General features: G+C 61.2%; 21 protein-coding genes. 6 read left to right on the forward strand and 15 right to left on the reverse strand.

Annotated features, from left to right (window positions below; all coding sequences use genetic code 11):
- Window positions 1-3: 3 nt before the first annotated feature.
- From AC3WN7_RS08630 to AC3WN7_RS08655, 6 genes are all read right to left on the reverse strand, one after another.
- A complete protein-coding gene (locus AC3WN7_RS08630) occupies window positions 4-1,491 on the reverse strand; it encodes an amidohydrolase family protein (RefSeq protein ID WP_095966818.1) in 1,488 nt (495 codons plus the stop codon).
- On the reverse strand, window positions 1,488-2,684 hold the full coding sequence (locus tag AC3WN7_RS08635) for an amidohydrolase family protein (RefSeq protein ID WP_102674047.1): 1,197 nt from the start codon (window positions 2,682-2,684) through the stop codon (window positions 1,488-1,490). Before AC3WN7_RS08635 ends, AC3WN7_RS08630 begins: the two co-directional genes overlap by 4 nt.
- Before the next feature lie 151 nt (window positions 2,685-2,835).
- Window positions 2,836-3,918 carry an extracellular solute-binding protein gene (locus AC3WN7_RS08640; RefSeq protein WP_102674048.1) on the reverse strand — a complete coding sequence of 361 codons (1,083 nt, stop codon included), beginning with the start codon at window positions 3,916-3,918 and terminating at the stop codon, window positions 2,836-2,838.
- A 16-nt stretch (window positions 3,919-3,934) separates the two neighbouring features.
- Window positions 3,935-4,723, reverse strand: a complete 789-nt coding sequence (locus AC3WN7_RS08645; protein WP_102674049.1) for an ABC transporter permease — start codon at window positions 4,721-4,723, stop codon at window positions 3,935-3,937.
- Window positions 4,720-5,637: an ABC transporter permease gene (locus AC3WN7_RS08650; protein WP_007973317.1), complete on the reverse strand. Its 918-nt coding sequence runs from the start codon at window positions 5,635-5,637 to the stop codon at window positions 4,720-4,722. Before AC3WN7_RS08650 ends, AC3WN7_RS08645 begins: the two co-directional genes overlap by 4 nt.
- Window position 5,638: 1 nt before the next feature.
- On the reverse strand, window positions 5,639-6,724 hold the full coding sequence (locus AC3WN7_RS08655; RefSeq protein ID WP_015094871.1) for an ABC transporter ATP-binding protein: 1,086 nt from the start codon (window positions 6,722-6,724) through the stop codon (window positions 5,639-5,641).
- Window positions 6,725-6,864: 140 nt separating this feature from the next.
- Between AC3WN7_RS08655 and AC3WN7_RS08660 the strand changes: the two genes are divergently transcribed.
- The gene (locus AC3WN7_RS08660) at window positions 6,865-7,554 is read left to right on the forward strand and encodes a GntR family transcriptional regulator (protein WP_102674050.1); all 690 of its coding nucleotides are present in this window, start codon (window positions 6,865-6,867) and stop codon (window positions 7,552-7,554) included.
- A gap of 226 nt (window positions 7,555-7,780) precedes the next feature.
- Window positions 7,781-9,892 (forward strand): hybrid sensor histidine kinase/response regulator, encoded by a 2,112-nt coding sequence (locus AC3WN7_RS08665; protein ID WP_102674051.1) that lies wholly within the window; start codon window positions 7,781-7,783, stop codon window positions 9,890-9,892.
- 115 nt (window positions 9,893-10,007) lie between these two features.
- Here the strand turns inward: AC3WN7_RS08665 and AC3WN7_RS08670 are convergent, their stop codons facing one another.
- Window positions 10,008-10,184, reverse strand: coding sequence for a hypothetical protein (locus AC3WN7_RS08670; protein WP_158247832.1), 177 nt, complete (start codon window positions 10,182-10,184; stop codon window positions 10,008-10,010).
- Between AC3WN7_RS08670 and AC3WN7_RS08675 the strand changes: the two genes are divergently transcribed.
- Window positions 10,183-10,416, forward strand: a complete 234-nt coding sequence (locus tag AC3WN7_RS08675; protein WP_095966813.1) for a DUF465 domain-containing protein — start codon at window positions 10,183-10,185, stop codon at window positions 10,414-10,416. The two genes, AC3WN7_RS08670 and AC3WN7_RS08675, sit on opposite strands and share 2 nt — an antisense overlap.
- 275 nt (window positions 10,417-10,691) lie before the next feature.
- Here the strand turns inward: AC3WN7_RS08675 and AC3WN7_RS08680 are convergent, their stop codons facing one another.
- The 5 genes from AC3WN7_RS08680 to AC3WN7_RS08700 form a co-directional block, all read right to left on the reverse strand.
- Window positions 10,692-11,771 carry an SMP-30/gluconolactonase/LRE family protein gene (locus tag AC3WN7_RS08680; RefSeq protein WP_102674052.1) on the reverse strand — a complete coding sequence of 360 codons (1,080 nt, stop codon included), beginning with the start codon at window positions 11,769-11,771 and terminating at the stop codon, window positions 10,692-10,694.
- Window positions 11,768-12,913, reverse strand: a complete 1,146-nt coding sequence (locus AC3WN7_RS08685) for a sterol desaturase/SRPBCC family protein (protein ID WP_102674053.1) — start codon at window positions 12,911-12,913, stop codon at window positions 11,768-11,770. The genes AC3WN7_RS08680 and AC3WN7_RS08685 overlap by 4 nt, the downstream gene beginning before the upstream one ends.
- A 106-nt stretch (window positions 12,914-13,019) precedes the next feature.
- Complete coding sequence (locus tag AC3WN7_RS08690) at window positions 13,020-13,883, reverse strand: LysR family transcriptional regulator (RefSeq protein WP_095966810.1); 864 nt, start codon at window positions 13,881-13,883, stop codon at window positions 13,020-13,022.
- A 159-nt stretch (window positions 13,884-14,042) separates the two neighbouring features.
- A complete protein-coding gene (locus tag AC3WN7_RS08695; RefSeq protein ID WP_015094878.1) occupies window positions 14,043-14,357 on the reverse strand; it encodes an SCP2 sterol-binding domain-containing protein in 315 nt (104 codons plus the stop codon).
- Between the two features lie 64 nt (window positions 14,358-14,421).
- On the reverse strand, window positions 14,422-15,132 hold the full coding sequence (locus AC3WN7_RS08700) for a histidine phosphatase family protein (RefSeq protein ID WP_015094879.1): 711 nt from the start codon (window positions 15,130-15,132) through the stop codon (window positions 14,422-14,424).
- Between the two features lie 201 nt (window positions 15,133-15,333).
- Here AC3WN7_RS08700 and sohB point away from each other — a divergent pair, with 201 nt between their 5' ends.
- Both sohB and AC3WN7_RS08710 read left to right on the forward strand, forming a co-directional pair.
- Window positions 15,334-16,356 carry a protease SohB gene (sohB, locus tag AC3WN7_RS08705; RefSeq protein ID WP_102674054.1) on the forward strand — a complete coding sequence of 341 codons (1,023 nt, stop codon included), beginning with the start codon at window positions 15,334-15,336 and terminating at the stop codon, window positions 16,354-16,356.
- 353 nt (window positions 16,357-16,709) lie between these two features.
- Window positions 16,710-20,597, forward strand: coding sequence for a dermonecrotic toxin domain-containing protein (locus tag AC3WN7_RS08710; RefSeq protein WP_102674055.1), 3,888 nt, complete (start codon window positions 16,710-16,712; stop codon window positions 20,595-20,597).
- Window positions 20,598-20,649: 52 nt separating this feature from the next.
- Here AC3WN7_RS08710 and AC3WN7_RS08715 read toward each other — a convergent pair whose 3' ends face one another.
- Window positions 20,650-21,144: a DUF934 domain-containing protein gene (locus AC3WN7_RS08715; RefSeq protein WP_095966808.1), complete on the reverse strand. Its 495-nt coding sequence runs from the start codon at window positions 21,142-21,144 to the stop codon at window positions 20,650-20,652.
- Complete coding sequence (locus tag AC3WN7_RS08720; protein WP_102674056.1) at window positions 21,128-22,786, reverse strand: nitrite/sulfite reductase; 1,659 nt, start codon at window positions 22,784-22,786, stop codon at window positions 21,128-21,130. Before AC3WN7_RS08720 ends, AC3WN7_RS08715 begins: the two co-directional genes overlap by 17 nt.
- A gap of 523 nt (window positions 22,787-23,309) precedes the next feature.
- On the opposite strand from AC3WN7_RS08720, the gene AC3WN7_RS08725 reads away from it, so the two are divergent.
- Window positions 23,310-24,395, forward strand: coding sequence for an ABC transporter substrate-binding protein (locus AC3WN7_RS08725; RefSeq protein ID WP_102674057.1), 1,086 nt, complete (start codon window positions 23,310-23,312; stop codon window positions 24,393-24,395).
- A 6-nt stretch (window positions 24,396-24,401) separates the two neighbouring features.
- On the opposite strand, the gene AC3WN7_RS08730 is transcribed toward AC3WN7_RS08725, so the two are convergent.
- Window positions 24,402-24,620: a DUF2970 domain-containing protein gene (locus tag AC3WN7_RS08730; RefSeq protein WP_095966805.1), complete on the reverse strand. Its 219-nt coding sequence runs from the start codon at window positions 24,618-24,620 to the stop codon at window positions 24,402-24,404.
- Window positions 24,621-24,742 lie beyond the last annotated feature (122 nt).

Consider the following 24,742-nt stretch of genomic DNA (forward strand, 5'->3'; position numbering starts at 1 on the left):
TCTCTAAAGAAGTGGATCGATCGCGCTCAGTGGCGTGTGGGCGCTGTAGTCGTCGGCGAACGGGATGGCTGGCTGGAACAGGCTTTTCCAGTCCGGTTGGCCGAAGGCCCGGTCGCTGTGGCTGCGCATCAGTTTTTCGAATTGGCGTTGGGCCTGACGTTGCAGGGCGGGGTAGTCGACGCCCTCGACCTGGCCGTCCTGCATCACACAGCGGCCATCGATGTAGCTGGCGATGCAGTCGTCGCCGCGACCGGCCAGAACAAGATTCTTCAGCGGATCGAAAAGCGGCCCCAGGTGCATCCCGCGCAGATTGAACACAGTGATATCGGCCTTGCAGCCCGGTGCGAGGCGACCGATATCGTCGCGGCCCAGAGCCCTGGCGCCGCCGAGGGTTGCGGCGTTGTACATATCCAGTGTGCTGGTCAGCGAGTTGCCGCCCTCCATCAGTCGGGCGATGTTCAGGCCCTGGCGCATGTTGTCGAGCAAGTCCGCCGGCCAGGTGTCGGTACCGAGGGCGAAGTTGACGCCCTTGGCCCGATAGCGGCCAAACGAATTCAAGGCCTCTCCGTCCCGGGCAAACACCACCGGGCAATGCACCAGACTCGCGCCGCCATCCACCACACGATGCAGGTCGTCATCACCCTGGGTGTAGATGCCGTGGGGCAGCAGGCTGCGTGGGGTCAGCAGCCCAAGCTGCTGCAACCAGCCCAACGGCGAGGTGCCGCGCAGTTGCTCGACCATCGCCACTTCACCGAGGCCCTGGCAGCAGTGCAGGCGCATCGGTGCATTCAGTTCCCGGCTCAGCGCGGCGGTGCGTTGCAGCAGCGCCGGGGTGCAGGTCTGGATGCGATCGGGCAGCAGCGCACCACGAATCAGGCCGTTGTTCGCGCCGTCGAAATCCCGGAAAAACCGTTCGGCGGCGTCGAGGCCGGCCAGGCCCCGGGCTTCGTCCCAGTGGTGCGCCAGGGTGCCATCAGCGCGCCAGTAACTCATGCCGCTCATGTAGCAGGGGCCCAGGTAAGTGCGCAGTCCCAACTCGGCCGCCACGCCGGCGACCGCCGCAAATTCGTCGTAGGTCTCGGCCCACTCGCGGTAATACATCGAGGTGATCGGCATGGCCGTGGTGATGCCGTTGCGGATCAGTTGCGTGAAGGCGTAGCGGTATTTGAAGACTTCCTCTTCGGGGCTGTAACTTTCCCGCGATCCACGCGCCAGATACTGCGCCGACCACATCCGGCCCATGTCGCGCTCGTCGCCGTTGTCCAGGGTCAGCACCGTGGAGTCGAGATCGCCAAGGGCATCCAGGTCGATGAAGCCGGGGCCGATCAGCGCGTTGCCGTAATCGATCCACTGATCCACCGGGCCCGGATAACCGCGCCCGACAAACTCGATGCGCGAGCCTTCGAACACCACTTCGCCGTCGCGCCACAGCACATGCTGCGTGCCGTCGAAGCCGACCACGCAACTGGCCCGCAAGCCGATGCGCTTCACAGACGGCTTTCCAGCAAACGACCGCCCGCAGCGATCAAGCGACCCGCGCGATAGACTTGACGCGGCGGTCGCGAAACCACCGCTTCACCCAGCGTTTGCACGGGCATCAGCAGGAAGTCCGCTGGCTGGCCGACCTGCAGGCGATTGGCTGCGCAACCCAGCGCCTGGGCGCCGTTGACGGTCGCCGCCTCGAACGCCGCCGCGAGTTCTTCGTCCTTGTTCAAATCGAAGCGGAACGCCAGCAGCATCGCGCGCTCCAGCATGTCGCCGTTGCCCATGGGCGACCAGGCGTCACGAATGCCGTCCGAGCCCAGGCACAGATTCACGCCAGCTTCGCGCAGGGCCAGGAACGGCGGCACCGCGCAATCGGCCGGGGCCGAGCTCATCAGCGAAATACCCAGCGTCGCCAGGCGCTCGGCCACCGGTTTGACCAGGCTCCATGGCAGCATGCCGAGGCAATAGGCGTGGCTGATCATCACTCGACCTTGACGGCTGAAACGCTCGGTGTAGTCGGCGATGAGCGCGATCTGCCACAGACCCAGCTCACCCTTGTCGTGCAGGTGAATGTCGACGCCACGGTCAAATTCGCTGGCCAGCTTGAAAACGAAATCCAGTTGGGCAATCGGGTCGTTGTCGATGCCGCACGGGTCCAGGCCACCGACGTTTTCCACGCCCAGGGCCATGGCTTCGCGCATCAGTTCGGCGGTGCCGGGGCGGCTGATCAGGCCGGTTTGCGGGAACACCACCAGTTGCAGGTCGATCAGGTCGCGGTATTGTTCGCGCAGTTGCTGCATGGCCTCGACATGCCTCAGGCCGAATTCCGGATCGATGTCGACGTGGCAACGCATGGTCAGCGAGCCGCGGGCGATGCAGTTTTCCAGCAGGGCGCCGGCCCGTTGCGCAATCGGTGTGGTGACTTCGCGCAGGATGCGCCGTTCGTTGGCGATGTAGTCCTTGAGGGTCGGACCGGCGCTGTTGGGACACCAGGGCTGGCCCCAGAGGGTTTTGTCCAGGTGTACGTGGCTTTCCACCAGGGCGGGGGTGAGCAACTGGTTCTGTCCGTCGATGTCGGTGGCGAGCAGTTCGGTAGTCGAGGCCGGGCGACGCAGGGTGAACCGGCCGTTTTCGATCAGCAGGTCTTCGGCGGGGGCGCCGTAGGGGCGCACGTTGCGCAGCCAGCGGGATTGGGTCATACAAACCTCATTCAGGTCTTTGAATTTTGTAGTGCCTGGGCCGGCCTCTTCGCGAGCAAGCCCGCTCCCACATTGTCCGTGTGAACATTGGAGATCCCTTGTGGGAGCGAGCTTGCTCGCGATGGCCGCGACTCGGTTTCAAGTCAAACAATCAGCCCTTGAGCTTGGCCCAGATCCGGTCCTGCAGCTCACGCGCCTTGTTGCTGCATTCCTTTTCCGGACGCAGGCGCGAGGCGAATTCGTCGGGCATGTTGATGGCATCCATCACCCGCCATTTGGCGTCGATCAGCTTGTCGCTCTGGATGCCGTTGGCGTAGGCGATGGCGTTGGACACGGCGGCGGCGTTTTCCGGTTTCATCATCCAGTCGATGAAGATCTTCGCGTTGCCGGGGTGGGGCGCACTCTTCGGCACGGCGAAGTTGTCCTGGAACATGGCCAGGCCTTCCTTCGGATACACGTACTTGATGGTGCTCTTCTGCAGGGTGGCGCGGGCAGTGGAGCCGTTCCAGTTCTGCATCATGATCACTTCACCGGAGGCCATGCGGTCGACGGTGTTGTCCGAGCTGTACATCTTCAGGAAGGGTTTCTGTTTTTGCAGCAGTTCGAGGATGCGCTTGGCGTCCTGCGGGTTTTCGCTGCACTCGTCGACATTCAGGTAGTGGCTGGCGGCGTTGATCACGCTACTGGAAGTGTCGAGGGCGGCGAGCTGGCCTTGCAGTTCCTTGCGCGGCTCGAAGAACTCTTTCCACGAGTCGTCGAGCTTGCCGCCGGGCACCCGGGCGCTGTCATAGGAGAACCCGGTGGTGCCCCACAGGTACGGTGCCGAGAACTTGCGGCCCGGGTCGAAGCTCGGGTCGCGGAACGCCGGCTTGACGTACTGGAAGTTGGGCAGGGCCGAGGCGTCGATTTCCAACAGCAGGTCCTGGTTGATCAGGGTGCGCATGATCGATTGCGACGGCACGATCACGTCGTACGCCGCGCCGCCGGCCTGCAATTTGGCCAGCAGGGTTTCGTTGCTGTCGTAGCCGTCCATGGTGACCTTGATGCCGGTCTCCTTTTCGAACTTGGCCAGCAGGTCGACCGGGTAGTAATCGGTCCAGTTGTAGAAGAACAGTTCCTTGGGCTCTGCGGCCTGGGCGCTGGACGCAGCGAACGCGGTGAAGCAACTCAAGGCCAGACCGGCAACGGCGAAACTGGCAGCAGCAAAACGGGGGCTTTTCACTTTCTTGCTCATAAAGAAGTCTCCAGGCTCATTGTTGTTTGCCGCGCTGTCCCAGCCAGAAGGCCAGCACCACCAGCACGATGGATATCACCAGCATCAGGGTCGAAATCGCATTGATCTCCGGCGTCACGCCGGCCTTGATCGCCGAGAAGATGTACACCGGCAAGGTGGTTGAACCGGGACCTGCGACGAAGAAGGTCATGATGAAATCGTCGAGGCTGACCACGAACGCCAGCACCGAACCGGACAGCACCGCCGGCCACAGCAGCGGCAAGGTCACCCGGCGAAACACCTGCCAGGGGTTGGCGTACAGGTCGTTCGCCGCTTCCAGCAGGCTCTTGTCCAGGTCATTGAGCCGCGCGCGGATCGGCAGGTAGGCAAAGGGGATGCAAAAGCCGATGTGGGCGACGATCACCGTCAGCAGACCGAGCTTGATTCCCAGCGCCATGAACAGCAGCAGGGTGGCGACGGCCGTGACGATCTCCGGCAGGATCAGCGGCAGGTTGATCCCGCCTTCGACCATTTTCTGTCCGTAGAACGGCCGGTACGTCGCCAGCGCCGCGAGCAGGGCAATCGCCGTGGCGCAGACCGTGGCGATGCTGGCGATGATGATCGAGTTCAACGCCGCGGTCTGGATCGACGGGTTGGCCAGGATGCGTCCGTACCAGGCAAACGAGAACTCGGTCCACACCGTCGCCGAACGGTTGGCGTTGAAGCTGTAGGCGATCAGCACGAAGATCGGCAGGTACAGATAGGCCAGCATCAACAGGCTGACTTCACGGGTCAGCGGCAGTTTCTTCAGGTGCAGGGCAATCATGCTTGGGCTCCTGGGCGTTGGGTCTTGGCGGCATTGCGGCTATAGAGGGCGTAGAGCACCAGGGACAGCAACATGATCCCCAGCAGCAGGAACGACAGCGAACTGCCCAGCGGCCAGTTGCGCGCGGTGCCGAACTGCTGCTGGATCAGGTTGCCGATCATCAGCGTCTTGCCGCCACCGAGGATCGCCGGGGTAATGAAGGCACCCAGGCTCGGCACGAACACCAGCAAGGCACCGGCAATCACCCCCGGCATCGACAGCGGCAAAATGATCCGCCGCAACGCATGCCAGCGGTTGGCGCCCAGGTCGTAGGCGGCTTCCACCAGACGCCAGTCGAGTTTTTCCAGGGTGGAGTAGATCGGCAGGATCATGAACGGCAGGAAGCTGTACACCAGGCCGACGCTGACGGCGAAGTCGTTGTAGAGCAGGGTGATGCCACCGGCCTGGGGGAACAGCGCGTTGAGGCTCTGGGCGACCCAGCCGTGTTCGCGCAGGATGATCAGCCAGGCATAGTTGCGGATCAGCAGGTTGGTCCAGAACGGGATGGTGATCAGCAATACCATCAGGTTGCGCCGGCGGGGCGTCAGGCTCGACATCCACAACGCCACCGGAAAGCCGAACAGGAAGCACAGGACCGTGGTGCCACCGGCCTGGAACACCGAACGCAGCAACGCCTGGGCGTAGACCCAGTTCAGTTCCAGTTCGCCGTCGAAACCTTCCTGGAAGAACAGCTGCACATAACTTTGCAATTGCCAGTTGGCCTGCCAGTCGACGCCGCCATAGACGTTGCGCGGCAACAGGCTGATGTAGCCCATGATGCCCAGCGGAATGGCGATCAGGGCCAGCAGGGTCAGGACGACCGGGCTGAGCAACAGCGCGCGGTTGAGGGCCGGGGAAGTGCTGCTGACGCTCATCTCAGGCCTCCATCAGCAGGCAGGCGTGGGGCGGCAGGTTGACCGCGACGCGATCGCCCACCACCCGCCCGTGGTTAAGGCCTTCGTTGTTCTCGCGCAGCATGACCTTGATGTCGTTGTTCAATCGGCACTGATAGAGCGTGGCCGTGCCGACGTACAGCACGGCCTCGATCACGCCGCGCAGGTGATGGGGCTGCGACGGCTCGACCAGTTGCGAACGTTCGGGGCGGAACGCCAGTTGCACCTTGCTGCCGTCAAAGCCCTGGGCCGGGCAGGGGATTTCCACGGGCATGCCGTTGGGCACGAAGAGCTTTTCGTTCTGCTGGCCGCGCTTGAGGTGCCCGGGGAGGAAGTTGATGTCGCCGATGAATTGCGCGACGAACTGATGCTGCGGACGCTCGTAGATTTCGTTGGGCGTACCGATTTGCAGGATCTTGCCGGCGGACATCACGGCAATGCGATCGGACAGGGTCAGCGCTTCTTCCTGATCGTGGGTGACGAAAATGAAGGTGATCCCGGCCTCTTTTTGCACGCGCTTGAGTTCGACCTGCATTTCCTTGCGCAGCTTGAGGTCCAGCGCCGACAGCGGCTCGTCGAGCAACAGCACTTTCGGTTTCGGCGCCAGGGCCCGGGCCAGAGCCACCCGTTGCTGCTGGCCGCCGGACAGTTCGGCCGGTTTGCGTTTGGCCAGGTGCTGCATTTGCACCAGCGCGAGCATTTCCTCGACCCGCTGCGGGATCAGTTTGCGATCAAGGCCCTGCATCTCGAGGCCGAAGGCGATATTCTGCGCAACACTCATGTGCGGAAACAGCGCGTAACTCTGGAACACCGTGTTGACCCGACGCTTGAACGGCGGCAAATCGTTGACCGGCTCGCCCGCGAGGCGGATCTCACCGTCGCTGACGTGCTCGAAGCCGGCAATGGTGCGCAGCAGGGTGGTCTTGCCACAGCCCGAGGGGCCGAGCAGGGTGAAGAATTCGTTGTCGGCGATGTCGACGGAAACATTGTCGAGGGCTGGCGCCAGCCCGGGGTCGTCGGAATATCGCTTTGAGACGTTTCGCACTTCAATTGCAACTGGATGACCCATAATGGTGCATTCCTCTAATTATTGTATGCAAAATCTGGATGCAATTTAGAAATACCCGGATTAATCTGCTCGTGCAAGCCCCTTTTTCAAAGGCTGATCATTCGCCAGGGTTGTTTGCACGGGGCGCAAGGAGTTGATGAATGACGGAAAAGAAACTGGAAACCACGGTCGACCGCGTCTACCAAGGGGTTTACGAGGCGATCAGCAAGCGCTCGTTGCGTCCGGGGATGAAGCTGGGCGAAGCCTCGCTGGCCGAGCTGTTCAGCGTCAGCCGTACGTCTGTGCGGGCTGCCCTCAAGCAGTTGGAAGCCGATGGCTTGGTCACCACCGAGCCCAATAAAGGTGCATCGGTGTCATTGCCCAGTGACGAAGAGATCCGCTCGCTGTTCGAAACCCGGCGCCTGGTCGAGATCGGTATCGTCAGTGAACTGTGCCGTCGCCGGGATACGGCGGTGACCCAGGACCTGCGCGATCACCTGCTGCTGGAAGATGAAGCGCATCAAAGCGGTGATCACGAACGGCTGATTCACCTGCTCGGCGAGTTCCACATCAAACTGGCCCGCAGCCTGAACAACCCGGTGCTGCTCGACTGGTTCCAGAAGCTGATTTCCCGGGCCTCGCTGTATGCCGCCGCGCTCGATGACGACAGCCACGAAGCCTGTCGCGACGATGAACACCTGCGGTTGATCGAGTACATAGAGGCGGGCAACCAGAGCGCGGCCATCGAGCTGACCTGCATGCATTTGAATGGCATCGAGAAGGCCATTCTCGATGTCGCGGCCACCCTGAAAAGCAGTTACAACCCGCTCAAGCATTTGATTGAGGTGTAGTGCACGGTCTCTCGGTTACTGAGGACCAAAATGTGGGAGCGGGCTTGCTCGCGAAAGCGGTGTATCAGCAGACGAATATGTTGAATGACACACCGCTTTCGCGAGCAAGCCCGCTCCCACAGGGGATCTCCGGTGGCCCGCCAGAATCAGCTATACCTCTATGAAACGAATCGCGTGCAGCATGCTCGAAACAAACGGGTGCCATTTACCGGGATAGAGCCAGCCGATGCAGTTTCTAGCGGATAGCCACGGGTGTGCCGGGTGGAACGGCGAAATGGCCGGGCGCATTCGTGCGTTCGACTGGAGCCAGACCGAGCTTGGCCCGCTCGACTCATGGTCCAGGAGCCTGAGCAGCGCGGTGCAGTTGATGCTCGCCTCGCCACTGCCGATGGTGATGCTCTGGGGCCAGTCCGGGTACATGATCTATAACGACGCTTATTCCAAGTTTGCCGGTGGGCGTCATCCGTACCTGCTCGGCTCCGCCGTGGAACTGGGTTGGCCCGAGGTCGCCGAATTCAATCGCCACGTGGTCGACACCTGCCTGGCGGGCGGCACCTTGTCCTATCGCAACAAAGAACTGGTGCTGCTGCGTGACGGGGTTCCGGAAGATGTCTGGATGGACCTCTACTACAGCCCGGTAGCCGACGATGACGGACGCCCGGCCGGGGTCATGGCGATGGTGGTGGAAACCACGGATCGGGTGATCTCCGAACGTCGGCGACAGGCGGCTGAAAACGCCTACCGCGCCGACAACGAACGGGTGCGCCTGGCGCTGAACGCCGGTGCATTGCTCGGCTCTTTTGTCTGGGACATCAAGGCCAACGTGCTGTCGGGCGATGAACGTTTTGCCCGCACGTTTTCCTATCCCCTCGGACAAGACCTGGAAAACCTGTCCCAGGAAATCGCAGAAAGCCGCATCCATCCAGATGACCGCAGCTGGGTCCGGGAACGCGTCAAATTGTCGGTGGAGACGGGCGAGCCCTATAACGTCGAATACCGGATCCGGCGCCCCGACGGCAGTTACCTCTGGGTACTCGCCAGTGGCTGTTGCGAGTTCAATGAACAGGGCGAGGCGTTTCGTTTCCCCGGCGTGCTGATCGACATCCACGAACGCAAGACCGCCGAAGAGTCCCTGCTCAAGTTCACCCGCAACCTGGAGCACCGGGTGGCCGACGAGGTCGAGGCGCGGCTGGCGGCGGAAGAACAATTGCGCCAGTCACAGAAGCTGGAAGCCATCGGCGGCCTCACCGGCGGTGTGGCCCATGACTTCAACAACCTGTTGCAAGTGATCGCCGGCAACCTGCACTTGCTGGCGCGCCATGAGCGAGGTAACGCCAATGTGCAGCGCCGGGTCTCGGCGTCGATTGCCGCTGTCGAGCGCGGTGCCAAGCTGTCCTCGCAATTGCTGGCGTTCGCCCGCCGCCAACCCTTGTCGCCCGCGGTCTTCACATTGCGGCAGATTTTCGATGGCCTGGCGGAGTTGTTGCTGCGTGCCCTGGGTGAAACCCTTCAGGTTCACATGACGGCACCCGAAGATTCATGGAATGTGTTTGTTGATCGCAACCAACTGGAAAACGCCATTCTCAATCTGGCGATCAATGCCCGTGACGCCCTTCAAGGCGAGGGCAGGATTGACCTGTGCGCGGAAAACATCGTCCTCGATCGCAAGTTTTGCGCCGGTAGGGGCATATCCCCGGGGGACTATGTGCGGGTGTCCGTGACGGATACCGGTGTCGGCATGCCGCCGCAGGTGCTGGCCCAGGTGTTCGAGCCATTCTTCACCACCAAGGCCGATGGACAGGGCACCGGTTTGGGTTTGAGCATGGTGTTTGGCTTCGTCAAACAGAGTGGCGGTCATATCGAAATCGCCAGTGACGTGGGGCGGGGGACCCGGGTGCAGTTGTACTTTCCGCGCACCTTGCGCGCGGTACCCAGTGAAACGCCGGGCCCCGATATGCCGCAACGGGGTGGGCACGAACGCATCCTGGTGGTCGAGGACAATGAGGCCGTGAGAGTGTCGGCGGTGGAGTTGTTGTGCGAGGAGGGCTATCAAGTCCTCACGGCCACCAACGCAGACGCTGCCATGCAAATGTTGCTGGAAGGGGTGTCGGTGGACCTGATATTCACCGACGTGGTCATGCCCGGCCTGATCAAGAGTTCGGACCTGGCGGCCTGGGCGAAGGTGCAGGAGCCGCCGGTGGCGGTGCTGTTCACTTCGGGGCATACCCGCGACATCATCTCGCGCAATCACCAGCTTAGTCCGGATACTCATTTGCTCAGCAAACCCTACAGTCCTGAAGCGTTGACGCAAATGGTGCGGACCGTTCTTAACGGGTGACAAGGCCAGCGATGGCGCGGCGCAGCGTCAGTCAGCTATGAGGGCCAGGTAACGCACGTTGAGTCTGTCCATCGGTGATTCTCCACACAGGTTTTCAAAGGTGATCGAGTGATCGTTAACCGGTGGAGGCGGCGGTGCAGACAAAGGTTTTATCGCATTTGCGACAGGACGACGAACGGGCACCGCTGGTCTGACAGATGGTCGACAGAACGGGCCAACCGAGGCCATTCTGATAGTTGGTGAACGCAATCAGTCGGCGTTTGCTACCGATTAACAAACGGAGGTGTTCCATGCCGGTGCCCCATGACCTTTTTCAGGATCTGAGTTGCACAAAGGAAGAAATCCAGCAGAAACGCACCAAGGATCCGTTACTGGATTCACTGATCAACAAGTATTCCCTGGCTGATGCCGAAGTGGTGAAAGCGGAGGAAGCCAAATCCAGCGATGATGCGGTGACGAAGCTCAAGGCGAAGCGCTTGGAGGTCAAGGACAAGATCGTCAAACAACTCCAGTTACGGTCCTGATCCAGCGTGCCTGACACCGACGATCGGTGACTGGAAAGTTGGAAGGACCACCAGAACCGGCACCTCGAATGCTCAGAGACCGATATTACGGCTCTCAACGAGGTGCCTCACGACCCGGCCCGAATATCCCGGTGAACTGAACGCTGTCCCCTGTGGGAGCGGGCTTGCTCGCGAATGGGGCCTGCCAGTCAATGTCGATGTTGAATGTGCTGACGCCTTCGCGAGCAAGCCCGCTCCCACAGGGGTTCTACGGTGAATTCAGACCGGTGCACTGTTTATTGCAACGCCTTGCTCAAAGGCAACCGCGCCATGTTCTGTGCCTTCAGTGAACCGAAATACAACCAGTCCCCATACTCGCGCACCGTGGTGATCGGTGAGTAGTTGTCGGTGCTGGCGTCCTGCAGGTTGGCGATCACCTTGCCTTCAAGGTCCAGGCCCAGGGCGAACCCGCGCTTTTCCACCGGTTTGGGCAGGACGGTCATGGCTCGCACGATCATCTTGCGCACGAACGGATGCGCCGCCGTGCCGTCGAGCAGGGCATTTCGAGGGGCATACAATGCCACCCAGAACCGGTCGTGACCATTGAACGACAGGTTGTCCGGCAGGCCCGGCAGGTTGTCGATGAACAGGTCTTGGGTGCCGGCCTTGGGGCCGCTGAGCCAATAGCGGCTGATGCGGTAGGCGCCGGTTTCATTGACCAGCACGTAGGCATCGTCCGGTCCCAGGGCCACGCCGTTGGCAAACTCCAGCTTGTCCAGCACAACCGACGTTTTGCCGGTCTGGAAGTCGTAGCGCAGCAATCGACCGTCACCACCGTGTTCGAGCACGGCCTCACCGTCGTGGCCATAACCGAAGCGGCTCGAAGCATCGCTGAAATAAGCGTAGTGACCGGGTTTGTCGATGACCACATCATCGGTAAAACCGAAGGGAACGCCGCCGGCCTCTGTGGTCAAGGCCACCAGGCGACCCTGGGCGTCGAGGGACAACAAACCCTTGACGGCATCGGCGATCACCAGCAGGCCATTGGGATGCCGGGCCAGGCCCAGTGGCCGGCCACCGGTGTCGGCCAGGACTTTGGTGGTCTTGCCATCCAGGCTGGTGCGGATCAGGCGCCCGTCGTGCAGGCCGGTGATGAGCGTGTCGTTTTCCAGCAACAGGGCTTCCGGCCCGTCGATGTCGGCGGCACCGACGCGCTCCATGCCTTTGAGGCGCTGATTGTCGGCGTAGACTCCGCTGGAGAGGGACGGCGCGGGTTGTGGCGTCCAGGCCACCGGTCGCACCTTGGTCGGCATCAGCAGCAGGAAGGCGCCGATGACGACAAAGACCAGCAGCAGGCATTTGAGGATTCTGCTCACGCGTTGACTCCGGTTGCCACCAGGTATTTCTGCGCCATCTCGCGCAACGCTTGCATCGACGCCGCCGATTCCCGGTCGATGCGCCGCTTGAGCAACAACCGGTTGGCAAGCCGCATCGCCAGGCCGCTGAATTGGTACTCCAGGGTGCGGACGAAACGTGTGTCCTTGCCCAGGGCTTCGCATTCGTAGGTGACCACCAGCGACAGGCCATGGTCACCCTGGGCACGCGCGCTCCAGCGCTGGCCGGGCAGGTACTGCGCCACTTCCCAGCGCAAGTGTCCTTCACGACCGCCGGCGCGGATGTCCTCCTCGAAACGTGCGCCGGCTTGCAATGGACCTTTGGGCCCATCGATGTGCAGCGACGACGGGTGCCATTGCGGCCAAAGGGTCACGGTGCTGGCGTAGGCCAATACATCAATCGGGTGTCCGGCAATGACAATCTGATGCTGCATGCGGGTCATGGGCGTTCTCGTCGGGTTGAGCGGCACGGGCTCCGGCTCCCAATAGAGGGTGCCGAACAGGTAGTCCATCAGCGGGAAAACGATGTTGAAATTGCGCTCCTGCATCAGTTCGCGGCGGTGGTGCAGTTCGTGCAGCCGGCGCATCTGGCGGATCCACGGCAGCCGTGTGACCGGGTTGCGCGACGGCAGATGCTCGCAGGCATGGAACACTTCATAAGCCAGGTAGCCGAGTACAAGAACGCCGCCGACCAGTCCGGCGACGTTGGTATCGATGTGCTTGAGCAGCCACCAGAGGGGCAGGGCCACGGCGAGCGTGTGCAGTACGATCAGCCAGGCCGGAAACAGGATCACCCGCCAGTCGCGGGCGCTGTCGTAGGTCATGTGGCCTGGGGTGAAAAAACTGTGGTGATCGCCGGCGTGACGGGTATAAAACAGCCGGGCGAAGCGTTTTTTATGATGCCCCAGGTGGCGATGCACCATGTACACGCCGAGGTTGAACACTAGCAGCGTGACGGGCACCGCAAGCCATTGAGCCGGCTGTACCTGATGCACGTTGCTCCAGAAGGCGCTGATCGCCAGCGCCCCGAACAACAGGACAAAAGCGCCGTGCAGCCAAGGGTTGTAGAGCGGATGAATGGCGGCGCGGTAGCGGCTGCGGAACCCTTCGGTGGTCTGCCTCACTGCAATCACCTGTCGTTATTGTTATCTCCTGCAGATTAGTCGATTGCGCTGTTCTGGCGGGGCGAACCTTGAGGACACAACGGCCATGATCCGGTGCAAACCGGTCTCAAGTCAGCGGGTCCCAGCGTTGCGACCAGTCTTCGTCGGAATCGATCACCTCGCGCAGCAGGTCGAAGGCGCGTTGCAGCGTCGGCGAGTCACGATCGCGGGAGTAGACCAGATAGGTCGGGTAGCTGAACTCCGGAGCCTTGGGCACCCGTTCCAGGGCACCGCTATCGAGATAACTCTGCACGACACGGGTGCGGAAGTAACCACTACCGCCGTTTTCGAGAAGGTATTGCAGGCCCAACGGACCGAGATTGAAACTCAGCGCAGCCTTGGCTTTTTCCGGCAGGGCGGCATCGTGCTGACGCCGGAATTCGGCGCCCCAATCGATGTACACATAAGGATCGGGCCTGTCGGCCAGGCGCACGAGAATCAGTTTTTCTTCGAGTACCTGCTCGACCTGCAAACGCGGCCAATACTCGGGCTGATACACCAGCGCAGCATCCAGAACGCCCAACTCCAGTTGGCGCAGGAGGTTTTCTCCGTCATGGATTTCCATGCGCAGGGCGTGGCTGGGGATGTGCTTGCGGATTTCGCCGGCCCAGCCGAGCATCAGCGGGTTACACAGGCTCACCTCGCCACCGATGTGCAGCACATCGCGATAACCCTCGGGCAAGGGCAGATCACGCCGCGCGGCGTCCCAGGTTTGCACCAGTTGGTTGGCGTACACCACGAATGCTTCACCGTTGGGCGTCAGGCGAGCACCGGCACGGTTGCGCACGAACAGGGTACTGCCCAGTTGGCTCTCGAGTTTCTGCACCCGAGCGGTGATCGCGGTCTGGGTGACATGGAGCTTTTGCGCGGCGGCAGCCAGGCTGCCATGGCGGACGATTTCGAGGAAAGTGCGGGCGAGGTCGATGTCCATGGGGTGGCCGGTGTGGGAGGTTGAGGCATTGTAAGAGCACAAACCTCACAGGCACCACTCATACCCCTCGCCACAGGGCAGGCAAAAACGACGAATCCCGCCACTAGGGGCGGGATTCGTTTGCAGCAGGCACGCTCCCGAAGGCCGGGAGCCAGGTGCTTACGACGGGAACAGCTCGGACAGTTTCATGGCCAGCATCATGTCGCCTTCAGCGCGCAGTTTGCCGCCCATGAACGCTTGCATGCCGTCAGTCGAACCGTCGACGATGCCTTCAAGGGTTTCGCCGTCCATCACCAGAGTCACCTGGGCGTCCGGGTTCTCGCCTTCCTGCAGCTCGCAGGTCTGGTCTTTGACGATCAGCGAGAAGTTCTTGGTGTCGTCGATGCGGAAACCGAAGACCAGGTCCAGACCGGCAGCAGCGGCTGGGTTGAACTTGGCTTTCATTGCTTGTACGGCGTCTGCTACGGAGGTCATGGTTCGATCCTTTCTTGGGTAATAAGAGCAGGGTGATTACTGCCAGGGTCACAATAGTCCGGACTCAGCGAAACGTGATGAGTTCCGGGGCCTTCAACAGTTGCAGGTGCGCATGACTGTTGAAGGAAGCCAGCGACACCTCACGACCACGAAACTTCAGCTGGTTGAGCGAGGTGTTGACGATTTGCCAGTTCAATTCAAAGGCCTGCCGGGCAGGCATTTGGGTAATCAGGTGGAGCAGGGCGGTGATGGTGCCGCCGGACGTGAACACGGCGATTTTCTGGGTGTTGTCGGCCTGGTCGAGAATGCGATGCAAGCCGGCCCGCACCCGCTCGACAAACCCCAGCCAGCTTTCCAGGCCCGGTGTGTCGTAGGTACCGGCGAGCCAGCGTTCGATGATCAGGGCGAAGATGCGTTGGAACTCACCACGGTTTTGCGCGGCGTTGCGCAAGATGTTCAGCGCTTCGGGTTCGTCCGGCAACATGGCCGGCAACAGCGCGCGGATCACCGCATCGGCGTCGAATTCGTTGAAGGCGGAGTCGGTTTCCAGCAGCGGCACCGGCAGGCCCACCGCGGCGAATTGTTCCAGCGCGCTGTTGGCCGTGTGCTGCTGGCGGCGCAGATCCCCTGCCAGGCAGCGGTCGAAGCTGATCCCGAGTTCGGCCAGGTGCCGGCCAAGGATTTCAGCCTGACGAATGCCGGTCGGCGACAGGACGTCGTAGTCGTCTGCACCGAAGGAGGCCTGGCCATGTCGAATCAAATAGATACTGCCCACGTCCGCGTCATCCCGGTACGTTGAAGGTTTGGCGAGGTTATGAGGATGGCGGTGAGCTGTCAATGAAAAAACATACGCTTGTTTGAAATGCTTGTTACAGGCCCGTTGCCAGAGGTTTCACGGCTGGTCGCAAGGTCGACGCATGGGTATGCTGGAGGTATCCCGCGCGCGTTCAAGCCGCGCATCGTTTGAGGAGTCCCCGTGGAGTTTTTTTCCGAGTACGCCATTTTTCTGGCCAAGACCGTGACCCTGGTGATCGCCATTCTGGTGGTCCTGGCCAGTTTTGCGGCCCTGCGCAGCAAGGGGCGGCGCAAGTCGTCCGGCCAGTTGCAGGTCAGCAAGCTCAATGATTTCTACAAAGAGCTGCGCGAACGCCTGGAGCAAACCTTGCTCGACAAGGACCAGCTCAAGGCCCTGCGCAAGACCCAGGCCAAGACCGACAAGAAGCAGAAGAAAAAAACCGAGGTCAAACCCCGGGTGTTCGTGCTCGATTTCAACGGCGATATCAAGGCTTCGGCCACTGAAAGCCTGCGCCACGAAATCACGGCCTTGCTGACCCTTGCCACGCCCAAGGACGAAGTGGTCCTGCGCCTGGAAAGCGGCGGCGGCATGGTTCACAGCTACGGCCTGGCCTCCTCGCAACTGGCGCGTATCCGCGAAGCCGGTGTGCCCCTGACCGTGTGCATCGACAAGGTCGCGGCCAGTGGTGGCTACATGATGGCGTGCATCGGCCAGAAAATCATCAGCGCACCGTTCGCGATCCTCGGCTCGATTGGCGTGGTGGCGCAGTTGCCCAACGTCAATCGCCTGCTGAAAAAGCACGACATCGACTTCGAAGTGCTGACCGCCGGTGAATACAAACGCACCCTGACCGTGTTTGGCGAAAACACCGAGAAGGGCCGGGAGAAGTTCCAGCAAGACCTGGACATCACCCATCAACTGTTCAAGAACTTCGTGTCGCGCTACCGTCCGCAACTGGCGATTGATGAAGTGGCCACCGGCGAAATCTGGCTCGGCGTCGCGGCGCTGGACAAGCACCTGGTCGACGAACTCAAGACCAGCGATGAATACCTCGCCGAGCGCGCCAGCAAGTCCGAGCTCTATCACTTGCATTACGCCGAACGCAAAAGCCTGCCGGAGCGCATCGGCATGGCCGCCAGCGGCTCGGTTGATCGCGTGCTGTTGAGTTGGTGGAGCCGTTTGACCCAGCAACGTTTCTGGTAGCGGGCCAGGAAATTTTGCCAAACATCCAGCCGGGGCATTTGCCCCGGTTTTTTTTGTGGGGTGTTTTCAGTTGTTTGGAGGCCGCGCGGGCGCGATCCCTTGTGGGAGCTGGCTTGCCAGCGATGGTCGTTAACGATTACGCGTGTGAACTGGATTAGCGCGGCGCACTGGAGTCCATCGCCAGCAGGCTGGCTCCTACAGGTACCCGGGAATCTTTTTTTGCCTGCGAACGCTTGCCCGATGTCTTCCACGGCACGGCGAAATCTCTGAAGGCGTCAGGCGATCGTTCCTGCTTTCGGCAACGCGGCGGCTGGGTATGTTGGTGTTCCAAAAACAGTTGCCATGGAATGCACATGAATGACCATCAGACACCGCTAAATCCCCAGCCTGCGCCGCTGCGCGAAACACTGCAATCTGTGGTGAGCGCGGCCTTACCGCAATCACCCGAGCAGTTCGGTGCGCAGTTGATCAGGGAGAAATGGGGGCAAGACATCGACCCGCACACTGCGCTGTTAGTCACTCTTGATTACCACTACCGCGGGCACCCGCCGCAGGACGGCATCGAGCAAGGTCAGGTGGCAAGCACCCAAACCCTGGTCCAGGCGTTGCTGCAGAACTACCAGACCGTCAGCGACGGGCGCTTCGCCGAAAGCGTGTTTGGCTTGTACACACCCCCCGATGTCGGCCCGTCCATTCGCATCGTGGAGCAGGTCGATGAGTTCGCCGACCACGGCAATGGCAACCACCATACCTATGAAGGCATCTATCGCCAGACCACGCCCCAGGAGTATGGACCGGCAACGCAAATTGCCCTCAGGCCGGCGGCGTTCAAACAGTGGGTGTGGGAGCTGGATTTGCAAACCCGCTATCAGGCTTACCTTGATCGCACCTGGCCCTCCGATAAGCGAATCGTCCAGGCGCAGCCTTACGACTTGAGAACCTCGGCCAAGGCCGCCTTCATCATGAGCGCCTGCCTGCAACAGCAGGAGGGCAGTTTGAGTCAGGAAGGCCTGGCCCTGGCCATGCAGGCCGCCGGCTTGCCAGCGGGGCAGGCGTGGAGTGCGTTGACCCTCGATCAGCTACAGGCGCCGACGCGTGTCGGCGCGCCGATCGAGGCCGGTCGGCTGACGATCTATCGCTACACGTCGGACGATATCTGGTGTTATTGCCACCGTCACAGCGGCAAGGTCCTGCTGAATATCCCGGGCAACTCCTCACCCTTGCATGAATTCACCGACTGGCGACACCTGCGCCAATGGATCGTGGCCCAGGGCCAGGTACCGGCCACACGCCAGGCGCTGCTCGCGCATTTTGCCGAGAACGATCGGGAAGACGGCACCTTCCATGCGGGCGTGTCGACCGCGCTGGAGGGCATGGCGGTTTACCCGAACGAACACTGGCTGAAAAGGAGCGCCGGGCTCTTCAACGACGACGGTTTCTGGGACCCGCAGGATTACATCGATCTTGAGCGAGCTCACTCCGACACCGATCCGTTCGCGCAACTGGTGCTGACCATGAAGCAGGCCTCGATGGCCAGCGTCAAAACCATCCGTGACGATGCCCAGGTCAATCGCGACAACCTGAGCGCGGTGGTGGAACCGCTGGTGCGCTGGATCAACAGGTTGGGGCCATTGGCATTGTTCATTCCGGGAGGCGAGGGCGTCCTGGTGCTGGCCGGCCTGATCGACGCCGGTTATGGCCTTGATCAGGCCATCAACGGCAAGACACCGGAGCAGCGCTCCGAGGGCGTGACGCGCACCGTGTTCGGCTTGCTCAATGCGCTCCCGCTGGTCGGGGCCGTGGTGGCACTCAAGGGCGAAGAAAAAATCGCCGGAACCGTGAACGAGTCTGGAGAACCCGCAAGCGAGCCGCATCCCGGAACGCCGGTCAAGCCCGTAGCCGGATCGACTCCGGTGCCGGTGTCGACCCGCGTAGCGCTGTTGCGTGAGGTGTGCGCACCCCATGCTGCCTTCAGTGATGAGGTATTGGGGCAGATCGCCCGGGTCAGCACGGTCGACGACGATATGCTGCGCCTGATGCAGGCAGGTCGCCCGCCAACGCCGCTGCTGGCCGATACCATCATACGCTTCAAGCTCGATCAGGAACTCGAAGGCGTCACCGATGCGCAAGCACGGGCCGGATTGTTCAACACCCGCTATCAGGCGCTCCAGCACTCGGAGCAGGAATGGGTTCGCCTGTTTCAGCGCGAATACCCAGGATTGCCGAAAGGCGCCGTGGAGCAAATCCTCGACCGTTCGGGAGTCGACATCCATCGGCCCTTCGACGCTGACGAGGCGCTGCAATTGCTCAAGCGACTGGACAACAAATCGCGGGACTACCAACAGCATGTACGACTCAACCGGGCCTATGAAGGCTTGTACTTGCGTTCGGTCCTGCACCCCGAAACTGATGTCCTGGCACTGCACTCCCTGCATCGCCTGCCCGACTGGCCGCAAGGCCTGCGCATCGAGGTACTCGACGGGGCAATCAGTGGCCGTGTCCTGGACCGCTGCGGTCCGCTCGATTCCACGGATTGCCGGCGTTTGATCAAGGTCGGTGAGCGCTATCGATATACCGCGGTGGCGGCTAGCGACGGCGAGGGTTCGGACCTGTTTACCGCGCTGCTCGACCTCTTGTCCGTGGAGGAACGTACGGCGATGTCGCTTGACTCGCCGGATGCTGCCAGCGCGTTGCGGTTGCGCATTGGCGGTCATGCCTTGGCCCGTTCCGAGTTGATACTGGGCTTGAATCGAATGGATTCGCGGTTGCCTTTCGAAGCCTTGGGGTTGCGCGGTGGCGGCTTCCCGAACACGCCACAGGCCGCAGCGCTGACCCACGGAGTCATGCGTCTGCAGGTCAAGGATCTGTATCCGGATTTCACCGATGCCCAGGCGGATGAGTTACTGAATGAAGCGGGTGCCGGGGCTCAGGCGCTGGTGGATCGCCTGATTGCGCAGATGCAGCAGTTGCATGCCGATCTGCGTCAGTGGATCGACCAGTCCGTGCTGGATGCCGATGACATGGACATCGATTTTCTGTCCGTTGGCGATGATGAAGCACAGGGAATGACCCTGGGGCAGGTGGCGGCGCACAATGTCCAACTGCTGCAAACCGTGATCGATTACGAGCGTGAAACTCGAACCGAGCTGGGCGATGAACTGATGAGCATCTGGCAAAAATGCGCGCCCCGGATCAATAGAGTGATGTCGGGTGAGGCGTTCTCCGGGTACAGGCTGGACCTGGCTTTCGAGGACTACCATCGGTTGCCGACAATGAACGTACGCTTCAATGAGGTCGTCGAGTTATCGATGCTGGGCCTGCACCTGGTCGAGCGCGAGAGCCTGAGCGCCTTTCTCGAAAGTTTTCCGAACCTGCGTTCCCTGAACCTGGAGCGTGTCGACCTGCGTCTACTCAACGCAGACGGCGTACTGGAAGGTGTGTTGCCTCCACCGATTCGGCAAATGACCCGTCTCACTACGCTGAACCTGAGCGCCACTTTGCTGCAGTTTCAGGAGAACACGGCTGCACAATTGGGTGATCTGGTGAGCTTGCAAACGCTGGACCTGAGTGACAACCCCTTGACCGTCCCGCCCGTTGTCCTGGGCCTCAATGAGTTGCGTGTATTGAACCTGAGAAACACCGGGATCAGCCGTTGTCCGATAGGCATCACCGATCAGCCGTACTTCACCTCGCTTGACTTGCGAGGCAACCGCATCAGCCGGGTTCCCCAATCGATACTGAATCAGGCGGTCTCCCGGGACCGGGTGAAACTGTGGGGTAATCCGCTGACGGATGAAGATACCTTGCTGCGCCTGGTCGATCATCGCGAGCGTACCGGCATCAACTTGTGGCTGAGTGAACCGGGTGCCGATTACGGCAGTGCGACACCCTGGCTGGAGGAGGGCGACGAAAGTGTGCGCGAAGCGCGGCAACAGATCTGGCAACGACTGGCCGTCAAGCCATCGGGCAGTGCGTTGCTTCGGGTCATGGATGGATTGCGCCTGACGGCGGATTTCCAGGTCGGCTATCTGTCGCTGCAGGCGCGTGTGTGGCGCTTGCTGCACGCAGCGGATACGTCAGAGGAGTTGTGGGGCTGGTTGCGTCAGAGTATCGAAACGCGGGTTGGCGATGCAGAAAACCCGTTCAGGATGTTCGTGGTGCTGGAAGAACGAGTCCGGCTATATCGTGACTGGGTCGCCATGGGGCGGCCGATTCCGCTGGTGGAACATCCGGTGTTCTAGCGCGAAGGGTAAACCCCCTTGAACCCCGGGGTCGGAGCTCAAGGGGTGACGGTCAGCGGCGACGGAACAGCGGCAGCGGTTCGTCGGTCGCGGCCTGATAGCTCACCGAGAAGTCCTTGAGACCTTCAAGGGCTTCGTGCGGATCCTTGTCGGGGCGAATGGCAAACGCGTCGAAACCACAGCGATGCATGTAGAACAGCTGGTCACGCAGCACGTCACCAATGGCCCGCAATTCGCCCTTGAAACCGTAACGGTCACGCAGCAGGCGGGCGTTGGAGTAGTTGCGGCCATCGGTGAATGCCGGGAAGTTCAGGGCAATGACCTGGAACTGCGCGACGTCTTCACCGATTTCCTCGGCTTCTTCATCGGCGTCAAGCCAGATGCCCAGGCCGCCGTCGCGGGCCATGAGCATACGGCTGTGTTCGCGCCACAACTGCAACGGCACGATGTAGTCGTCGCAGTTGGTGATCTCGTCGATGCTGAAGTCCTTGGGCAGCAGGTGCCAGGTCTCGTCGACGACCTCGTTGTTCTTAATGATTCGCTGCATAGACACGCTCCTTGAAGAGGTCGATACCAATACGCTGATAGGTGTCGATGAAGCGTTCGTCTTCGGTACGTTGTTCGATGTACACGTCGATCAGCTTTTCGATCACGTCAGGCATGGCTTCCTGGGCAAAGGACGGGCCGAGGATCTTGCCCAGGCTGGCGTCACGGCTGGCGCTGCCGCCGAGGGAAACCTGATAGAACTCTTCGCCTTTCTTGTCCACCCCGAGGATGCCGATGTGGCCCACGTGGTGGTGGCCGCAAGCGTTCATGCAACCGGAGATGTTCAGGTCCAGCTCGCCGATGTCGAACAGATAGTCCAGGTCGTCGAAACGGCGCTGGATCGATTCGGCGATCGGGATCGACTTGGCATTGGCCAGGGAGCAGAAGTCGCCACCCGGGCAGCAGATGATGTCGGTCAGCAAGCCGATGTTCGGCGTGGCGAAGCCTTGCTCGCGCAGCTCGCCCCACAGGACGAACAGCTTGTCCTGCTCGACGTCGGCCAGAATGATGTTCTGCTCGTGGGAGGTACGCAGTTGACCGAAGCTGTAACGCTCGGCCAGGTCGGCCACGGCGTCGAGCTGTTTGTCGGTGATGTCGCCCGGTGCAACGCCGGTAGGCTTGAGGGACAAGGTCACGGCCACGTAGCCCGGTTTCTTGTGGGCCAGGGTGTTGCGTGCGCGCCAGCGGGCGAAGCCCGGGTGCTGCAGGTCGAGCTCGGCCAGGGCGGCGCACTGGTTGTCCAGCGCCTTGTAGTCCGGGTCGACGAAATGTTTGGCGACGCGCTGCACTTCGGCTTCGGTCAGCGTGGTCTGGCCACCGCGCAGGTGCTCCATTTCCGCGTCGACTTTCTGTGCGAAGACTTCAGGCGTCAGCGCTTTCACCAGGATCTTGATCCGCGCCTTGTACTTGTTGTCGCGACGGCCATAGCGGTTGTAGACCCGCAGGATGGCGTCGAGGTAGCTCAACAGGTCTTGCCACGGCAGGAACTCATTGATGAATGCACCCACCACCGGCGTACGGCCCAGGCCACCACCGACCAGCACACGGAAGCCCAATTCGCCAGCGGCGTTGTGCACCGGCTCAAGGCCGATGTCATGGACTTCGATGGCGGCGCGGTCGGAAGTCGAACCGTTGACGGCGATCTTGAACTTGCGCGGAAGGTAGGCGAATTCCGGGTGGAAAGTCGTCCACTGGCGCACGATCTCGCACCATGGGCGCGGATCGATCAGTTCGTCGGCGGCGACACCGGCAAACTGGTCGGTGGTGACGTTGCGCAGGCAGTTGCCGCTGGTCTGGATCGCGTGCATCTGCACGGTGGCCAGTTCAGCGAGAATGTCCGGAATGTCTTCCACGGCCGGCCAGTTGAACTGCACGTTCTGCCGGGTACTGATGTGGGCGTAGCCCTTGTCGTAGTCCCGGGCGATTTTGGCCATCATTCGCATTTGCCGCGAAGTCAGTTGGCCGTAAGGCACCGCGACTCGCAACATGGGCGCGAAACGCTGGATATAAAGGCCATTTTGCAGGCGCAGAGGGCGGAATTCTTCTTCGCTCAGCTCGCCTGCCAGATAGCGTCGGGTCTGATCACGGAACTGCTTGACGCGGTCCTCGATGATCCGCTGATCGTATTCGTCGTATACGTACATATAAGTCCTGTTCTCAGGCTTGGGCCGGTCGGAAACAGCGGCGTTTTTTGGCTGGCTGGCGTCCGATAAAACCTCGGCAATTCTGCGCGCACGGCCGCGCACTCCCTACGGAGCCGGGGCAAGATACCAGTTTGCAGTTATGCGTAAAAGTGATGTTTGAGCATATGTAAAGAACCAAATCGCCTAATGAGAATCGTTGTGGCAAAGACCCTGTTTGTGATGCGGGCAATCGTCGTCTTTACTCTGCTCGAGTCTTTATGCAATCACCGATAAAACCGACAAGAGGCGATGCAATGAGCAACCCAACCAAAGCACGGAAAAGCGATAGCACTGTAGATGCCTGGGCAATCTTGTTCCTGATCATGCTGGTCGTGGGGACGGCGGTTTTCTGGGTCAGCCACCAATAAACGACCCCGTCCGGGCCCGGTTCCGACGATTGTCTGACAAAAACCGGAAAAATCGCCGTTTTACGGACCTTCGCTGGCTATAATGCGCGGCGAATTTCCGGGGGCTCGGACGACCAATGTTGAAGTTTCTGTATGGCGTATTGCTGACGCTGGGCATGGTCGTGGGACCTTGTGCCCAAGCGGCGTCAGTGCTGTTCCTGAATCCGGGAACCCCAACGGAAGCGTTCTGGGCGAGTTACTCGCAGTTCATGCAGGCTGCGGCGACGGACCTGGGGATGGACCTGCGTATCCAGTATTCCGACCGCGTCTCCGAAAACACCATCCGCCAGGCTCGTGAAGCCCTTCAGGGCGACCATCGTCCCGACTACCTGGTCTTCGTCAACGAGCAATACATCGCCCCCGAGGTCCTGCGGCTGGCCAAAGGCAGCGGGGTGAAGCTGTTCATGGTCAACAATGCCCTGACGGCGGATCAGATGAAACTGATTGGCGCGCGGCCTGACAAATATCCCGATTTGCTCGGCAGCCTGGTGCCCAATGACGAGGAGGGCGGCTACCTGATGCTCAAGGAACTGATCCGGCAGCACGGCCCGGTGGCCCCCGGCCAGACGATTGAACTGCTGGCCTTTTCCGGTTTGAAGGTCACCCCGTCCGCGCAATATCGCGAGAAAGGCCTGCGGCGTGCCTTGGCCGAGCACCCCGAAGTGCGTTTGCGCCAACTGGTGTACGGCGGCTGGACCCGGCAACGCGCCTACGAGCAGGCCAGGTTGTTGTTCAAGCGCTACCCGCAGACGTCGCTGGTCTGGGCCGCGAACGACGAGATGGCGTTCGGTGTGATGCAGGCGTATGTCGAGGCCGGTGGGGAGCCAGGCAAAGGCGTGCTGTTCGGCGCGATCAACAATTCACCCGCGGCGTTGCAGGCACTGCTGGACCGTCGCCTGAGTGTGTTACTGGGCGGGCACTTCACTCTGGGTGGCTGGGCGCTGGTGCAATTGCATGACTACGATGAAGGCGTGGACATCAGCCAGTACGGCGGCCGTGACCGCCAGATACCGTTGCTGCAACTGATCGACCGGGCACAGGCCAGGCGACTGCTGGCGATGGGGGCCACCCAGGACTTCGGTGTGGATTTTCACAAACTCTCGGCCAAGGGCCGTCCCGCGTCCTGGCGTTACCCGTTCACCCTGCAAACCCTGATGCACTGAGCCGCGTCAAACCCCGGCCAGGAGTAGCACCAGCTTGACGATGCCGAACAGCGTCAAGGCAAACACCACCGTGAACAGGACCCCCAGAATCACGAAATGACTGGGCTTGCCGTGCGTGAAATCACGGGCCCGGTTCTTCCCGCTCTGCACCCCGAACGCCGCCGCCATGACGCTGTGCAGCATTTGCCAGAAGCTCGGCGGCTTGTTGTCGGCCGGATCGTCCATAAAACCCTCGCCATGAATGTGTGTGAGGCAAGCATAGACAAATCACGGCATGCACAAAACAAATGTGGGAGCGGGCTTGCTCGCGATGAGGCCGTAACAGTCGATATCCATGCGACTGTCAG

The organism is Pseudomonas sp. FW305-70, assembly GCF_058783925.1.

What these genes read in the sequence shown, in the direction of transcription:
- AC3WN7_RS08635 (WP_102674047.1), bottom strand. Translation starts at nt 2,684, where the DNA reads ATGACCCAATCCCGCTGGCTGCGCAACGTGCGCCCCTACGGCGCCCCC.
- AC3WN7_RS08640 (WP_102674048.1), bottom strand. Translation starts at nt 3,918, where the DNA reads ATGAGCAAGAAAGTGAAAAGCCCCCGTTTTGCTGCTGCCAGTTTCGCC.
- AC3WN7_RS08645 (WP_102674049.1), bottom strand. Translation starts at nt 4,723, where the DNA reads ATGATTGCCCTGCACCTGAAGAAACTGCCGCTGACCCGTGAAGTCAGC.
- AC3WN7_RS08650 (WP_007973317.1), bottom strand. Translation starts at nt 5,637, where the DNA reads ATGAGCGTCAGCAGCACTTCCCCGGCCCTCAACCGCGCGCTGTTGCTC.
- AC3WN7_RS08655 (WP_015094871.1), bottom strand. Translation starts at nt 6,724, where the DNA reads ATGGGTCATCCAGTTGCAATTGAAGTGCGAAACGTCTCAAAGCGATAT.
- AC3WN7_RS08660 (WP_102674050.1), top strand. Translation starts at nt 6,865, where the DNA reads ATGACGGAAAAGAAACTGGAAACCACGGTCGACCGCGTCTACCAAGGG.
- AC3WN7_RS08665 (WP_102674051.1), top strand. Translation starts at nt 7,781, where the DNA reads ATGCAGTTTCTAGCGGATAGCCACGGGTGTGCCGGGTGGAACGGCGAA.
- AC3WN7_RS08675 (WP_095966813.1), top strand. Translation starts at nt 10,183, where the DNA reads ATGCCGGTGCCCCATGACCTTTTTCAGGATCTGAGTTGCACAAAGGAA.
- AC3WN7_RS08670 (WP_158247832.1), bottom strand. Translation starts at nt 10,184, where the DNA reads ATGGAACACCTCCGTTTGTTAATCGGTAGCAAACGCCGACTGATTGCG.
- AC3WN7_RS08690 (WP_095966810.1), bottom strand. Translation starts at nt 13,883, where the DNA reads ATGGACATCGACCTCGCCCGCACTTTCCTCGAAATCGTCCGCCATGGC.
- AC3WN7_RS08695 (WP_015094878.1), bottom strand. Translation starts at nt 14,357, where the DNA reads ATGACCTCCGTAGCAGACGCCGTACAAGCAATGAAAGCCAAGTTCAAC.
- AC3WN7_RS08710 (WP_102674055.1), top strand. Translation starts at nt 16,710, where the DNA reads ATGAATGACCATCAGACACCGCTAAATCCCCAGCCTGCGCCGCTGCGC.
- AC3WN7_RS08715 (WP_095966808.1), bottom strand. Translation starts at nt 21,144, where the DNA reads ATGCAGCGAATCATTAAGAACAACGAGGTCGTCGACGAGACCTGGCAC.
- AC3WN7_RS08720 (WP_102674056.1), bottom strand. Translation starts at nt 22,786, where the DNA reads ATGTACGTATACGACGAATACGATCAGCGGATCATCGAGGACCGCGTC.
- AC3WN7_RS08725 (WP_102674057.1), top strand. Translation starts at nt 23,310, where the DNA reads ATGTTGAAGTTTCTGTATGGCGTATTGCTGACGCTGGGCATGGTCGTG.
- AC3WN7_RS08730 (WP_095966805.1), bottom strand. Translation starts at nt 24,620, where the DNA reads ATGGACGATCCGGCCGACAACAAGCCGCCGAGCTTCTGGCAAATGCTG.